The organism is Streptomyces sp. NPDC046862 (genome assembly GCF_040704615.1).
Lineage (GTDB): Bacteria > Actinomycetota > Actinomycetes > Streptomycetales > Streptomycetaceae > Streptomyces.
Genome location: NZ_JBEYXP010000002.1, coordinates 1 through 15,125, shown reverse-complemented (window position 1 = coordinate 15,125; position 15,125 = coordinate 1). Strand labels below are relative to the sequence as shown.

Annotated in this window: 9 protein-coding genes; 6 read left to right on the top strand and 3 right to left on the bottom strand. The window is 72.4% G+C overall.

Annotated elements, in window-relative coordinates; all coding sequences use genetic code 11:
* Positions 1 to 47: 47 nt before the first annotated feature.
* The 3 genes from AB0959_RS01985 to AB0959_RS01975 all read right to left on the bottom strand — a co-directional run bounded on the left by AB0959_RS01985 (position 48) and on the right by AB0959_RS01975 (position 7,252).
* On the bottom strand, positions 48 to 1,508 hold the full coding sequence (locus AB0959_RS01985; RefSeq protein ID WP_366824281.1) for a glutamate synthase subunit beta: 1,461 nt from the start codon (positions 1,506 to 1,508) through the stop codon (positions 48 to 50).
* Positions 1,501 to 6,105: a glutamate synthase large subunit gene (gltB, locus tag AB0959_RS01980; protein ID WP_366824280.1), complete on the bottom strand. Its 4,605-nt coding sequence runs from the start codon at positions 6,103 to 6,105 to the stop codon at positions 1,501 to 1,503. The genes AB0959_RS01985 and gltB overlap by 8 nt, the downstream gene beginning before the upstream one ends.
* Before the next feature lie 418 nt (positions 6,106 to 6,523).
* The gene (locus tag AB0959_RS01975; protein ID WP_366824279.1) at positions 6,524 to 7,252 is read right to left on the bottom strand and encodes a VIT1/CCC1 transporter family protein; all 729 of its coding nucleotides are present in this window, start codon (positions 7,250 to 7,252) and stop codon (positions 6,524 to 6,526) included.
* Between the two features lie 497 nt (positions 7,253 to 7,749).
* Here AB0959_RS01975 and AB0959_RS01970 point away from each other — a divergent pair, with 497 nt between their 5' ends.
* The 6 genes from AB0959_RS01970 to AB0959_RS01945 all read left to right on the top strand — a co-directional run bounded on the left by AB0959_RS01970 (position 7,750) and on the right by AB0959_RS01945 (position 14,859).
* Positions 7,750 to 8,856: an ADP-ribosylglycohydrolase family protein gene (locus AB0959_RS01970; protein ID WP_366824278.1), complete on the top strand. Its 1,107-nt coding sequence runs from the start codon at positions 7,750 to 7,752 to the stop codon at positions 8,854 to 8,856.
* Entirely contained in the window at positions 8,853 to 10,136 is a 1,284-nt protein-coding gene (locus AB0959_RS01965; RefSeq protein WP_366824277.1) for an ADP-ribosylglycohydrolase family protein, read from the top strand. The genes AB0959_RS01970 and AB0959_RS01965 overlap by 4 nt, the downstream gene beginning before the upstream one ends.
* A gap of 73 nt (positions 10,137 to 10,209) precedes the next feature.
* A complete protein-coding gene (locus tag AB0959_RS01960) occupies positions 10,210 to 11,367 on the top strand; it encodes an ADP-ribosylglycohydrolase family protein (protein ID WP_366824276.1) in 1,158 nt (385 codons plus the stop codon).
* Between the two features lie 5 nt (positions 11,368 to 11,372).
* Complete coding sequence (locus AB0959_RS01955; protein ID WP_366824275.1) at positions 11,373 to 12,770, top strand: ADP-ribosylglycohydrolase family protein; 1,398 nt, start codon at positions 11,373 to 11,375, stop codon at positions 12,768 to 12,770.
* The gene (locus AB0959_RS01950; RefSeq protein ID WP_366824274.1) at positions 12,746 to 13,963 is read left to right on the top strand and encodes a CoA transferase; all 1,218 of its coding nucleotides are present in this window, start codon (positions 12,746 to 12,748) and stop codon (positions 13,961 to 13,963) included. Before AB0959_RS01955 ends, AB0959_RS01950 begins: the two co-directional genes overlap by 25 nt.
* A gap of 50 nt (positions 13,964 to 14,013) precedes the next feature.
* Positions 14,014 to 14,859 carry a CoA ester lyase gene (locus tag AB0959_RS01945; protein ID WP_366824273.1) on the top strand — a complete coding sequence of 282 codons (846 nt, stop codon included), beginning with the start codon at positions 14,014 to 14,016 and terminating at the stop codon, positions 14,857 to 14,859.
* The last annotated feature ends 266 nt before the right edge of the window (positions 14,860 to 15,125 follow it).

Genomic DNA, 15,125 nt, shown 5'->3' with positions numbered 1-15,125 from the left:
CATGGGGTGACCGTCAGGTCACCGTTCTCGTGCGGATCTGCGGACCCTCAGACCACCAGCGACCGGTCCGTGGGCCGGATCGGGGCCGGAAGGTCGCTCGCGCCCGTGAGGAAGCGGTCCACCCCGCGGGCGGCCGAACGGCCCTCCGCGATCGCCCAGACGATGAGCGACTGGCCGCGGCCGGCGTCACCCGCCACGAAGACACCCGGCACGTTGGTCTGGAAGTCGGCGTCGCGGGCGACGTTGCCGCGCTCGTCGAGGTCCAGGCCGAACTGGTCGACGAGACCGTTCTCGCGGTCCGTGCCCGTGAAGCCCATCGCCAGCGTCACCAGCTGGGCGGGGATCTTCCGCTCCGTGCCCGGCTTCTGGGTCAGCTTGCCGTCGACGAACTCGACCTCGATGAGGTGCAGCCACTGGACGTTGCCGTCCTCGTCGCCCTCGAAGTGGGTGGTCGAGACGGAGTAGACGCGCTCGCCGCCCTCCTCGTGGGCCGAGGTGACCTTGTAGAGCATCGGGAAGGTCGGCCACGGCTGGCCGGCGACACGCTCCTCGCCCGGCTTCGGCATGATCTCCAGCTGGGTCACCGAGGCCGCGCCCTGGCGGTGGGCCGTGCCCACGCAGTCCGCGCCCGTGTCACCGCCGCCGATGACCACCACGTGCTTGCCCTCGGCCGAGATCGGCGGGGCCACGTAGTCGCCCTCCTGCACCTTGTTCGCCAGGGGCAGGTACTCCATCGCCTGGTAGACGCCCTTGAGCTCGCGGCCGGGGACCGGGAGGTCACGGGCCGTCGTGGCGCCGGCGGCGATCACGACCGCGTCGTACCGCTTGCGCAGGTCCGTCGCCTTGAGGTCGTGGCCGATCTCGATGCCCGTACGGAAGCGGGTGCCCTCCGCGCGCATCTGCTCGATACGGCGGTTGATGTGCCGCTTCTCCATCTTGAACTCGGGGATGCCGTAGCGGAGCAGGCCGCCGATGCGGTCCGCGCGCTCGTACACCGCGACCGTGTGGCCGGCCCGGGTCAGCTGCTGGGCCGCGGCGAGACCGGCGGGACCGGACCCCACGACCGCGACCGTCTTGCCGGACAGGCGCTCGGGCGCCTGCGGCTTGACGTCACCGCTGTCCCACGCCTTGTCGATGATCGAGACCTCGACGTTCTTGATGGTGACCGGCGGCTGGTTGATGCCGAGCACGCACGCCGCCTCACACGGAGCGGGGCACAGACGGCCCGTGAACTCCGGGAAGTTGTTCGTGGCGTGCAGGCGCTCGGACGCCTCGGTCCAGTCCTCGCGGTAGGCGTAGTCGTTCCACTCGGGGATCAGGTTCCCCAGCGGGCAGCCGTTGTGGCAGAACGGGATGCCGCAGTCCATGCAACGGCTGGCCTGCTTGCTGATGATCGGCAGCAGGGAGCCGGGGACGTAGACCTCGTTCCAGTCCTTGACGCGCTCCGGGACGGGGCGGGACTCGGCGACCTCGCGGCCGTGGTTCAGAAAGCCCTTCGGGTCAGCCATTGATCGCCGCCTCCATCATCTTCTCGTGCGTCTCGGACTCGGAGAGACCGTCTCGCTCGGCGGCGTCCTTGGCGGCGAGCACTGCCTTGTACGTGCTGGGGATGATCTTGCTGAAGCGGTCCACGGCCACGGACCACTCCGCGAGGAGCTTCTCGGCCACCGTCGAGCCGGTCTCCTCGGCGTGGCGGCGCACCACGTCGTGCAGCCACTGCTTGTCGGTGTCGTCGAGATCCTCGACGGCACTCACGTTGCCGGCGTTGACGTTGTCGCGGTTCAGGTCGATGACGTACGCGATGCCACCGGACATGCCGGCCGCGAAGTTGCGGCCCGTCTCGCCCAGGACCACCGCGTGGCCGCCGGTCATGTACTCGCAGCCGTGGTCGCCCACGCCCTCGGACACCACCGTCGCGCCGGAGTTGCGGACGCAGAACCGCTCACCCGTGCGGCCGCGCAGGAACAGCTCGCCGCCGGTCGCGCCGTAGGCGATGGTGTTGCCCGCGATCGTCGAGAACTCGGCGAGGTGGTCGGCGCCCCGGTCGGGACGGACGATCACCCGGCCGCCGGAGAGTCCCTTGCCGACGTAGTCGTTGGCGTCGCCCTCCAGACGCAGCGTCACACCGCGCGGCAGGAACGCCCCGAAGGACTGGCCCGCCGAACCCGTGAAGGTGATGTCGATGGTGTCGTCGGGCAGACCGGCCCCGCCGAACTTCTTCGTCACCTCGTGGCCGAGCATCGTGCCGACCGTGCGGTTGATGTTGCGAACCTTGACCTGGGCGCGCACCGGCTGGGCGTCCGTCGCGTCGGAAGCGGCCAGCGCGTCGGCGGCGAGCTTGATCAGCTCGTTGTCGAGCGCCTTCTCCAGGCCGTGGTCCTGCGCGATCAGCTGGTGGCGCACCGCGCCCTCGGGCAGCCCGGGCACGTGGAACAGCGGCTCCAGGTCCAGGCCCTGCGCCTTCCAGTGGTTGACCGCGCGGGTCACGTCGAGCGTCTCGGCGTGGCCGACGGCCTCCTCGATGGAGCGGAAGCCCAGCTCGGCGAGGATCTCGCGGACCTCTTCGGCGATGAACTGGAAGAAGTTCACGACGTACTCGGCCTTGCCCGTGAACCGGTCCCTGAGGACCGGGTTCTGGGTGGCGATGCCGACCGGGCAGGTGTCCAGGTGGCAGACGCGCATCATGACGCAGCCGGAGACGACGAGCGGCGCGGTCGCGAAACCGAACTCCTCGGCGCCGAGCAGCGCGGCGATGACGACGTCACGGCCGGTCTTCAGCTGACCGTCGGTCTGCACGACGATGCGGTCCCGCAGACCATTCAGAAGCAAGGTCTGCTGGGTCTCCGCCAGGCCCAGCTCCCAAGGACCGCCCGCGTGCTTCAGCGAGGTCAGCGGGGAGGCACCCGTACCGCCGTCGTGGCCGGAGATGAGCACCACGTCCGCGTGCGCCTTCGACACACCCGCGGCGACCGTGCCGACGCCGACCTCGGAGACCAGCTTCACGTGGATGCGGGCCTGCGGGTTGGCGTTCTTGAGGTCGTGGATCAGCTGGGCCAGGTCCTCGATGGAGTAGATGTCGTGGTGCGGCGGCGGGGAGATGAGCCCCACACCCGGCGTCGAGTGCCGGGTCTTCGCCACCCACGGGTACACCTTGTGGCCGGGCAGCTGGCCGCCCTCGCCGGGCTTGGCGCCCTGGGCCATCTTGATCTGGATGTCGTCCGCGTTGACGAGGTATTCACTCGTCACGCCGAAGCGGCCGGACGCCACCTGCTTGATGCTCGACCGGCGCGCCGGGTCGTACAGGCGCTCGGCGTCCTCGCCGCCCTCACCGGTGTTGGACTTGCCGCCCAGCTGGTTCATGGCGATGGCGAGCGTCTCGTGCGCCTCGCGGGAGATCGAGCCGTACGACATGGCGCCGGTCGAGAACCGCTTGACGATCTCGGAGGCCGGCTCGACCTCGTCGATGGAGATCGGCCGGCGGCCCTCGGTACCGCTCTTGAACCCGAACAGGCCGCGGAGGGTCATCAGGCGCTCGGACTGCTCGTTCACGCGCTCGGTGTACTTCTTGAAGATGTCGTAGCGGCCCGAGCGCGTGGAGTGCTGGAGGCGGAAGACCGTCTCCGGGTCGAACAGGTGCGGCTCGCCCTCGCGGCGCCACTGGTACTCGCCGCCTATCTCCAGCGCGCGGTGCGCCGGGGCGATGCCGGAGGCGGGGTAGGCCTTGGCGTGGCGGGCGGCGACCTCCTTGGCGACGACGTCGATGCCGACACCGCCGATCTTGGTGGTCGTGCCGTTGAAGTACTTCTCGACGAAGGCGTCGTCGAGACCGACGGCCTCGAAGACCTGGGCACCGCGGTAGGAGGCCACGGTGGAGATGCCCATCTTGGACATGACCTTCAGGACGCCCTTGCCGAGGGCGTAGATCAGGTTCCGGATGGCCTGCTCGGACTCGATGTCCGACAGGAACGTCCCCGCGCGGACCAGGTCCTCGACGGACTCCATCGCCAGGTACGGGTTCACGGCCGCGGCGCCGTAGCCGATGAGCAGCGCGACGTGGTGGACCTCGCGGACGTCTCCGGCCTCGACCAGCAGGCCCACGTGGGTGCGCTGCTTGGTGCGGATGAGGTGGTGGTGGACGGCCGCGGTGAGCAGCAGCGAGGGGATCGGCGCGTGCTCGGCGTCCGAGTGGCGGTCCGACAGCACGATCAGGCGGGCACCGTTGTCGATGGCCGCGTCGGCCTCGGCGCAGATCTCCTCGATGCGCGCGGCGAGGGCGTCACCGCCGCCGGAGACCCGGAACAGGCCGGAGAGGGTCGCGGCCTTCATGCCGGGCATGTCGCCGTCGGCGTTGATGTGGATGAGCTTGGCCAGCTCGTCGTTGTCGATCACCGGGAAGGGAAGGGTGACCGAACGGCAGGACGCGGCCGTCGGCTCCAGCAGGTTGCCCTGCGGGCCCAGCGAGGAGCGCAGCGAGGTGACGAGCTCCTCGCGGATGGCGTCCAGCGGCGGGTTGGTGACCTGCGCGAACAGCTGGGTGAAGTAGTCGAAGAGCAGCCGAGGGCGCTCGGACAGCGCGGCGATCGGCGAGTCCGTGCCCATGGAGCCGATCGGCTCGGCGCCGGCCTTGGCCATGGGCGCGAGGAGGACGCGCAGCTCCTCCTCCGTGTACCCGAAGGTCTGCTGTCGGCGGGTGACCGAGGCGTGGGTGTGCACGATGTGCTCGCGCTCGGGCAGATCGGAGAGCTCGATCTCGCCGGCCTCCAGCCACTCCGCGTACGGGTGCTCGGCGGCGAGCTGGGCCTTGATCTCGTCGTCCTCGATGATGCGGTGCTCGACGGTGTCGACGAGGAACATGCGGCCCGGCTGCAGGCGGCCCTTGCGGACGACCTTGGCGGGGTCGATGTCGAGGACGCCGACCTCGGAGCCGAGGACGACGAGGCCGTCGTCGGTGACCCAGTAGCGGCCGGGGCGCAGACCGTTGCGGTCGAGCACGGCGCCGACCTGGGAGCCGTCGGTGAAGGTGACGCAGGCCGGGCCGTCCCAGGGCTCCATCATCGTGGAGTGGTACTGGTAGAAGGCGCGCCGGGCCGGGTCCATGGAGTCGTGGTTCTCCCACGCCTCCGGGATCATCATCAGCACGGAGTGCGGGAGCGAGCGGCCGCCGAGGTGGATCAGCTCAAGGACCTCGTCGAAGGTCGCCGAGTCGGACGCGTCCGGCGTACAGATCGGGAAGATCCGCTCCAGCTTCTCCGACGGGCCGAACAGGTCGGAGACCAGCTGGGACTCGCGGGCGCGCATCCAGTTGCGGTTGCCCATGACCGTGTTGATCTCGCCGTTGTGCGCGACGAAGCGGTACGGGTGGGCGAGCGGCCAGCTCGGGAAGGTGTTCGTGGAGAACCGGGAGTGCACGAGCGCGATCGCGGAGGCGAACCGGCGGTCGGACAGGTCCGGGAAGAAGGGCTCCAGCTGGCCGGTGGTGAGCATGCCCTTGTAGACGATGGTCCGCGCGGACAGCGACGGGAAGTACACGCCGACCTCGCGCTCGGCGCGCTTGCGCAGGCCGAAGGCCCTGCGGTCCAGGTCGATGCCCTTGCTCGCACTGTCGGTCACGAAGACCTGGCGGAAGGCGGGCATGGTCGAGCGGGCGGTGGCGCCCAGGAGCTCGGGGGCGACCGGCACCTCGCGCCAGCCGAGGACGGTCAGGCCCTCGTCTGCGGCGATGGTCTCGATCTGCGAGACGGCGTTCTCGGTCCCGTCCTCGGGGAGGAAGGCGATGCCGACCGCGTACGCGCCGGCCTCGGGCAGCTCGAATCCGGCCACCTCGCGGAAGAAGGCGTCGGGGACCTGGGAGAGGATTCCGGCGCCGTCGCCGGAGTCGGGCTCGGAGCCGGTGGCACCGCGGTGCTCCAGGTTGCGCAGGACCGTGAGGGCCTGTTCGACCAGGGTGTGGGACGCCTCGCCGGTGAGGGTCGCGACGAAGCCGACGCCGCACGCGTCGCGCTCGTTGCGGGGGTCGTACATACCCTGCGCAGCAGGGCGAGCATCCATGAAGGACCAGTTCTGGCCATTCGCGGAGTGCTGGGACGGCTGGCGCGGCGTACGCATCGGCTCTCCCGTCGTCGTCAGTGGCATATAGCAGGTGCCGAGGGACGACGCTGGCCCTCTGCGCAAAATTTCGTGCAGATTACATGATGGCGCGCTTCTCGGGAACCGAGATAATTCGTTCCAACATGCGGACGCCGCTGGCACGCGGCGCGGATACCGCGCGCGGCGGCGAAATCAAGGGGAGCCGGACGGACAGATCAATGTCCGCCGACCCGGGATGCGCAGGGGGCGAGGTCGCCCACCACGGGTGCGGTGGTCGCCCACCACGTGCGGTGGTCGCCCACCACGGGTGCGGAGCGGGCGTCATTGCCCGCGGCGCTTACGGCTCATGCCCAGCGGTTAAGCATTCGAAACCGCGTAGTAACGATTACTTATGCGGTCCCTCGCATAGGTAGTTCGCATACGGGCAGCCGATGCATCATAGGGCCGCACCGAACAAACTGCCCAGGGCGTACGTCACACCCGCGGCGGCACCCCCGAGCGCGAGCTGCCTCAGTCCGCTGTACCACCAGGTCCGCGCCGTCACCCTGGCCACGACGGCACCGCATCCGAAGAGCCCGGCGAGCGCCAGCAGCACGGCGGGCCACAGTGCCGTCGCTCCGAGCAGGTAGGGCAGCACGGGGAGCAGGGCCCCCAGGGCGAAGGAGCCGAAGGACGAGACGGCGGCGACGGTCGGCGAGGGCAGATCGCCGGGATCGATGCCCAGCTCCTCACGGGCGTGGATCTCCAGGGCCTGCTCGGGATCGCGCGACAACTGCACGGCGACCTGCCGGGCGAGCTCGGGCTCGACGCCGCGGCTGACGTAGAGCTCGGCGAGCTCCCGCTCCTCGTCCTCCGGGTGCTTTCTCAGCTCCCGGCGCTCGACATCGAGCTCGGCCTCGACGAGTTCGCGCTGCGAGGCGACGGAGGTGTACTCGCCGGCGGCCATGGAGAAGGCCCCCGCCGCGAGCCCCGCGAGCCCGGTGAGAACGATCGACTGCTGACCGACGGACCCGCCCGCGACACCGGTCAGGAGGGCCAGGTTGGACACGAGCCCGTCCATCGCCCCGAAGACGGCCGGACGCAGCCAGCCGCCGTTCACGTCGCGGTGCGTGTGGTTGTCCCGGTGCGCTTCGTGCAGCGTCGCTTCGGTCTCGATGATGGCCACGGTTCGGGTCCCCCTCGGGTGGTGCCGACTCTCCTCAACATCTCGAACGTACGCGCGGAAAATCACTCCTGCCAGCAAGGAAGGCCGTACTTACCTGCGACGTCTCAGCATGTCTCAGCATGCGACCCGGTGGTTTCGGGGCGCCACGCACCCTCCCCCGCTCATTCGTACAGGGTTCCGCACAGATGTCGACCGGGTGATTGGCGGGGATTCCGGACGCCGGTGGGACGCGCGGTGTCAAAGATCCGAAGAGCAGATCAAGTACTCGCAGCTGAGTGGCGCCGGGGAAGCACAGGTCGCGTTCCCGCGTCGTTCGGTGCGCGCTCCCGGCGCGCCGGACGAGGGTTCTCGTAGCGGAGCTACCTGGGCCCTCGGCGGTACGGCGAAGGGCTCCCCACCCTGGGGTGCGAAGCCCTCGCGAGGGCGGGGCGCGCACCGGGCGGCGCCGGGACGCGCCCGCCCTCCTGGGGTCGCTCAGGCCCTCAGAGAGGCATCGTATGGCTGCCATCGCCTGCATTCCCTCGATCCCGGCGCCCGGGGACGCCGCCGGCCTGCGCGAGCGGGCGCGCGGCGCACTCCTCGGGCTCGCCGTCGGGGACGCGCTGGGCGCACCCGCCGAGAACATGAAGCCGTCGGAGATCCGTGCGCGCTGGGGCCGGATCACGGGGTACGTGACCGAGCGCCCCTGCGGTACGGACGACACCGAGTACGCGATCTTCTCCGGGCTGCTGCTGGCCCGGCACGGGTCGGCGCTCACGGCCCGGCACGTGGAGTCGGCCTGGCACCAGTGGATCGCGGACCGCGACGAGGGCCCGTTCCGGGGCGCGGGCTTCAGCGAGCGCGGCACGCTGGAGAACCTGCGCCGCGGCCTCGCGGCACCGATCTCGGCCCAGCACCGGCACGCGTGGAGCGACGGCCTGGCCATGCGGGCCGCGCCCTTCGGTGTCTTCGCGGCGGGCCGCCCGGCGGAGGCGGCCCGGCTGGTCGCCGTCGACGGTTCGGTGAGCCACGACGGCGAGGGCATCTACGGCGGCCAGGCGGTCGCGGCGGGCGTGGCGGCCGCGATGGCGGGCGCCCCGACGATCGCCGTGGTCGCCTCGGCCCTGGCGGTCGTCCCGGACGACTCCTGGACCGCCCGCTCCCTGCGCCGAGCGGTGGCGGCCGCCCACCTCGGCGAACGCGCGGTCCGCTCCGCCGTGGTGATCGGCGGCTACCCCTGGACGGACCTGGCGCCGGAGGCCGTCGCACTGGCCTTCGGCGCGTACGCGGCGGCCGACGGCGACTTCACAAGTGCGGTGCTCACGGCCGTCAACATGGGGCGCGACGCCGACACCACGGCGGCCGTCGCGGGCGCGCTGGCCGGCGCCACCCGGGGCGCCTCGGCGATCCCGCCGTCCTGGGCGGCGGCCATCGGCCCGGCGCGGGGCAGCTGCCTGCCCTCGATGCGGGGCCACCACGTCCTGGACATCGCGGAGTTGCTGACCCCCGACGAGTCCCCCAAGTGGGCGCCCGCACTGCTGCCGGGCCTCCCGCCGGACGACGGACCACGCCCGGGCCGGGACGGGTACGTGCTCGCCGGCGACGAGAAGGAGGCCCGCCCGTGAGCCCTCATGGACCGCTCCTCGCACCCGCGGCCGCCAACGCGGAGAAGCCCCCACAGGGGCCACCCGCACCCGACGACGAAGGCCGCACGGGCGGTGCGGGTGGGAGAACAAACCCGGCCGAAGGCGAAGCCGAGGCCGACACGACACCGCACCCCCCGACAGGCACCCACATCGAGGGCCTCCTCCTCGGCCTCGCCGCAGGCGATGCCGCCGGCTGGCCGGCCGCACGGCACCGAGCCGCCCGTATGCCCGAGTGGACACGACGCCTCACCCGCGAACTCGACACGTTCGCCGAGCAGAACGCGACGACCACCCTGCCCGTGCCCATCGCGCTCAACCAGCCCCCGGAGCCCCTCAGGCTGGGCCCCTCCGACGACGCGGAGTGGGCGGCGTTCGCGGCGGAGGCCGTGCTGCGGGCCGGGGACTGCGGCGCACTGGGCGACCTCAGCCGCGCCCGGCGGATGCGGGCGGCGATCGACCTGTCCTGGAACGCCGTGGCCAGCGAGGTCGCGGCCGCCGCCGAGCGGGCACCCGAGGTCGAGTCGGCCGTCCTGCCGCTGCGCGCCCGCATCTCGGTACGGGCGGGACTCGGCAACCTCGCCACCGGTCTGCGCCCGCCCGCCACGGGCCACGACAACCCGCACTACTTCGACGACGCGGCCTGCGTACGGGCCTGTGTGCTCGCCATCGCCCACACCGGTGACCCCCAACTCGCCGCCGAACTGGCCGAGTTCGACGCCCGCTACACGCAGGACGGCGACGGCGTGCACGGCGCCCGCGCCATGGGGGCCGCCCTCGCCCTCGCGCTCGACGGCGCGGACGTGGACGCCTGTGTGGCGGCGGCGCTCGCCGAGCTCCCCGAGGAGACGGAGATCGGCCGCAACGCCCGGCACGCGCTGCGGCTCGCCCGGGACCACGCGGGCGAGGGGACGTTCGCTCTCGTGCCGCTCCTCGAGCACCAGATCGTCGACCACGTCTACAGCTACGGCATCGCGGCTGCCGAGACCGTCCCCGTCGCCCTCGCGCTCGCCACCGCCGCTCGCGGCAGGATCGCCGAGGCCGTTCCCGCCGCCGCCTGTCTGTCCCGCGTCGCCGACTCCGCCCCCGCCCTCGTCGGCGCCCTGACCGGAGCCCTCGGCGGCGCCGCCGCCATCCCGGCCACGTGGCGGGACGCCTGCCGCACCCTCTCCGGCTGTGCGCTGCCCCGCCTCACCGGTACGGATCTCGTACACCTCGCCGAACTCCTCGCAGCCACGGAACTGGCCACCCCAGGTGAATGATTCGGACATGAAGCGCACTTCAGGAACAACATGCACTCAGGACACTCCGGATGAACGGGAAGCGGGCCTGGCATTGGACGGACGAGAACAGAACCCGACCCTGGACGAACGCATCACCGGCGCCCTGGTCGGCGCGGCCGTGGGAGACGCTCTCGGCGGCCCCGTCGAGGGCTACTCCCCCGAGCAGATCGCCGAGCGCCACGGCGGCCGCGTGCACGGCGTCGTCGGCCCCTGGAACGGCGACGAGTGGCGCACCGCCCGCCCCCTCGCCCCGTACCACAAGGGCGACGGGCACGTCACCGACGACACCCTCATGACCCACGCGCTGGTCCGCGTGTACGCCACCGTCCGCGACCACCTCGACGCGTACTCCGTCGCCGAGCACCTCGTTCCCGACCTGATGACGACCCCGCGCTGGATCCCGGAGCTGGAGGCGGACGCCCTTCCGCTGCAGCGGATCTTCCTCGCCGAGAAGTGGCTGGTGGCCCGCCTCCACTACGGCCATGTGGACCCGCGCGAGGCCGGCTCCGGCAACATCGTCAACTGCGGTGCGGCGATGTACATGGCGCCGGTCGGCCTGGTCAACGCGGCCAATCCGCACGGCGCGTACGCGGAGGCGCTCGACGTGGCGGGCGCCCACCAGTCGTCGTACGGCAGGGAGGCGGCCGGGGTGTTCGCGGCGGCCGTCGCGGCGGCGTGCGCGCCGGGCGCCACCCCGGACTCGGTGGTCGCGGCCTGTCTGTCCCTGGCCAAGGACGGCACCCGTGCCGCGATCGAGGCGGTCTGCGAAACGGCGTCCCGCTACGCGGACTTCGAGTCGGCGCTCGGGCCCCTGCGCGAGGCGGTGACGCCGTACGACACCGTCGGCCCCGACTACCGCTCTCCCTCGCTGGGTGCCCGCCGCCCCTCCCGGCTGCACGCCATCGAGGAACTCCCCGTCGCCCTCGGCATGCTGGTGGTGGCGCGCGGCGACTACCGGCACGCCGTGCTCGGCTCGGTGAACTACGGCCGCGACTGCGACTCCGTCGCCACGATGTCCGGCGCCCTGGCGGGCGCGCTCGGCTCGGACGTCCCCTCCGACTGGGCGAAGCAGGTCGCCGAGGCCAGCCGCCTCGACCTGCACGCCCCGGCGTCGGTCCTCGCGGAGGTGGCGCGCGAGGTCTTCGCACGGGACGTACGCCGCCGGAGGGCGCACGAGGAGGCCTTCGCGGCCCTGGCGGCCGGCCGGTGACCGCCGTGACGGGGACCGCCCTGCGCCTGACCTGGGTGCAGCCGGAGGACCTCCTCGGTCACGAACTGCGGCAGGCCGCCCAGGACGGCCGGGAGCCGTCGGCGATCGCGGCACGCTGGGTCGCGGCGGGCGGCCCGGCGGCCCCGGACCGCGCGGGCGCGTCACCGGAGCCCGTGTCGCCGTACCTGAGGCTGCTCGCCGAGGACCTGCTGGACGAACTGGCCGATCTGCCCAGCGGGTTGCGGGACGCGGAGCCGACGGAGCTCGACCGTATCCGCGCCCTGTGCCCCGAGTGGCCGGCCAGACAGGACCACCACGTCCCCGCCGGCCACCTCGCCCGTCTGGAGGCCGCGTGGCTCGGCAGGGCCGCGGGCTGTCTCCTCGGCAAACCCGTGGAGAAGCTCCCGCTGCACGCCATCCGCGAGCTCGCCCGGTCCACCGGCAACTGGCCCCTGAGCACCTGGTTCACCGCGCGCGGCGTGCCCGCCGACCTCGCGGCCGCCCACCCCTGGAACCGCCGCTCGGCCGCCACCTCGCTCGCCGAGAACATCGACGGCATGCCCGAGGACGACGACCTCAACTACCCCCTGCTGGGCCTGCTGTTGCTCGGGCGCCACGGCCCCGGCTTCACCACGGCCGACGTGGCCCGGCTCTGGCTCGACGCACTCCCCGCCGGCCGCACCTTCACCGCCGAACGCGTCGCCTACCGCAACCTCCTCACCGGCATCGAGCCACCGCGCACGGCCCGCCACCGCAACCCGTTCCGCGAGTGGATCGGCGCTCTGATCCGCGCCGACGTCCATGGCTGGACCAACCCCGGCGACCCGGCGACCGCGGCCGAACAGGCCCACCGGGACGCGGTCCTCACCCACACGGCGAACGGTGTCCACGCGGCCATGTTCGCCGCCGCCACCATCGCCGAGGCCGCCACCGGCGCCCACGACGTCCACCACTGCCTGCGCACCGGACTCCGGGTCGTCCCGCCGGGCTCCCGCCTCGCCGCGGCGGTGCGTCACGCGATCCAACTGGCGCGGAAGCACAGGGACTTCGACACGGTCGTGGACACCCTCCACGCCACCCACGCCGACTACCACTGGGTCCACGCCGTCCCCAACACCGCGCTGCTCGCCGCCGCCCTCACCCACGCGGACGGCGACTTCACCGGCTCCGTCTGCCGTGCGGTGTCGGGCGGCTGGGACACCGACTCGAACGGTGCGACGGCGGGCAGTATCGCGGGCCTCCTCGCCGGCGCCCCCACGGCCCTGCCCGAACGCTGGACCCGGCCCCTCAAGAACCGGCTCGCCACCTCCGTGGCCGACTACAACGGCATCGGCTTCGACGCCCTCGCCCAGCTCACCCTCCGGGAGACGACACCTCGATGCACAACTCGACGCACGACGTGAACGCGACGCCCGCGCCGCTGTCCGGCCTGCGCGTCCTCGACCTCGCGACCCTCTTCGCGGGCCCTCTCGCCGCCACGATGCTCGGCGACTTCGGCGCGGAGGTCATCAAGGTCGAGCACCCGCGCAAACCGGACCCGGCCCGGGGGCACGGGCCGTCGAAGGACGGCGTGGGCCTGTGGTGGAAGCTCCTCGGCCGCAACAAGCGCGCGATGACGCTCGACCTGTCCACGCCGGGCGGACGGACGACCCTGCTGAGGCTCGCCGCCACCGCCGACGTGATCATCGAGAACTTCCGCCCGGGAACCCTGGAGAAGTGGGGCCTGGGCTGGTCCGACCTCAACGCCGCGAACCCCCGTCTGGTCCTCGCCCGCGTCACCGCCTTTGGCCAGTACGGTCCGTACGCGCGCCGCCCCGGCTTCGGCACCCTCGCGGAGGCGATGAGCGGCTTCGCCGCGATCACGGGCGAACCGGACGCCCCGCCGACCCTCCCACCGTTCGGCCTGGCCGACTCCATCGCGGGCCTGACGACGGCGTACGCGGTGATGACGGCCCTCGCCGCCCGGGACCGCACGGGCGAGGGTCAGGTGGTCGACATGGCGATCATCGAGCCGATCCTCACGGTGCTGGGCCCGCAGCCCCTCTGGTACGACCAGCTGGGCCACGTCCAGCCCCGCACGGGAAACCGCACACAGAACAACGCGCCCCGCAACACCTACCGCACGGCCGACGGCCGCTGGGTCGCGATCTCGACCTCGGCCCAGTCGGTGGCGGAGCGGGTGATGCGACTGGTGGGCCGCCCCGAGCTGACCACCGAGCCCTGGTTCACGACGGGCGCCGGCCGCGCCGGCCACGCGGACGTCCTCGACGAGGCGGTGGGGGCGTGGGTCGCCGACCGCACCCGGGAGGAGGTCGTCGCGGCCTTCGAGAAGGCGGAGGCGGCGGTGGCCCCCATTCAGGACGTACGGGACGTGATGCGGGACCCCCAGTACGAGGCCCTCGGCACCGTCACGACCGTGGACGACCCCGAACTGGGCCCCCTGCGCATGCAGAACGTCCTCTTCCGGCTGTCCTCCACACCCGGCGCGATCCGCTGGGCGGGGCGGCCGCACGGCGCGGACACGGAAGCGGTTCTGGCCGAGCTCGGCCTGACGGACAGGGACCTGGCCGACCTGCGCACGGAAGGCGCCCTGTGACCCCTAGGACTCCTGTGCCCTCTGTGCCCTCTGTGCCCTCTGTGCCCTCTGTGTCGACGGAGGCCCCCACGATCCCCCTGACCTGGCTGTACGTTCCCGGGGACCGCCCGGAGGTGGTGACGAAGGCGCTCGCCTCCGGCGCGGACGTGGTCCTCGTCGACCTGGAGGACGCGGTGGCCCCCGACCGCAAGGAGTACGCCCGCGCGGCCACCGCCGACCTGCTCTCCGAGCCTCCGCCGGTCCCGGTCCACGTCCGCGTGAACGCCCTGAGCACCCCGCCCGCGGCCGCGGACCTCGCCACCCTGGCCCCTCTCCCGGGCCTCTCGGGCCTGCGCCTGCCCAAGGTGACGTCCCCGGCGGAGGTCGTCCGCGTGGCGGAGGGGTGCGCTCCCGCCGGAGGCGGAGCGATCCCCCTCTACGCCCTTCTCGAGACCGCCCTCGGCGTGGAGCAGGCCTACGCCGTCGCCACCTCCCATCCGGCGCTCAAGGGCATCGCCCTCGGCGAGGCGGATCTCCGGGCCGACCTAGGGGTACGGTCCGACACGGCCCTGGACTGGCCCCGTTCCCGGGTCGTCCTGGCCGCCCGGGCCGCGTCCCTCCCGCCCCCCGCCCAGTCGATCCACCCGGACACCAGGGACCTCGACGGCCTGGCCCGCTCCTGCGACCACGGCCGCGCCCTCGGCTTCCTCGGGCGCGCCGCCATCCATCCCCGTCAGCTTCCGGTCATCGAACGGGCGTATCTGCCGACGCGGGAGGAGGTCGAGTCGGCGAGGGAGATCCTGGAGGCCGCCGCCAAGGAGCCCGGCGCCCAGGCCCTCCCCAACGGCTGCTTCATCGACCCAGCCGTCGTGGCCTCCGCCCACCGCACACTGTCACTGGCTCACAGAACGCTGTAGGGGAACGGGGTTTTCCTCGCCCCCGCCGCCCCTACCCGTCCCATCCCCGGGGCTCCGCCCCGGACCCCGCTCCTCAAACTCCCCCAGCTACCGCTGGGAGGTGCCCCCAAGGGGCTGGATTTGCGCGGGCGGGGATGGTTTTCAGGGCCGCGGGGGACTGCCCGGTTTTTAGGGGCGCGGGGAACTGCGCGACCAGCCCCCACCCACCCGCAACCAGCCAACCCACCCCAGACACCCCCACCCCGGGGGCCTGGGGGCGGAGGCCC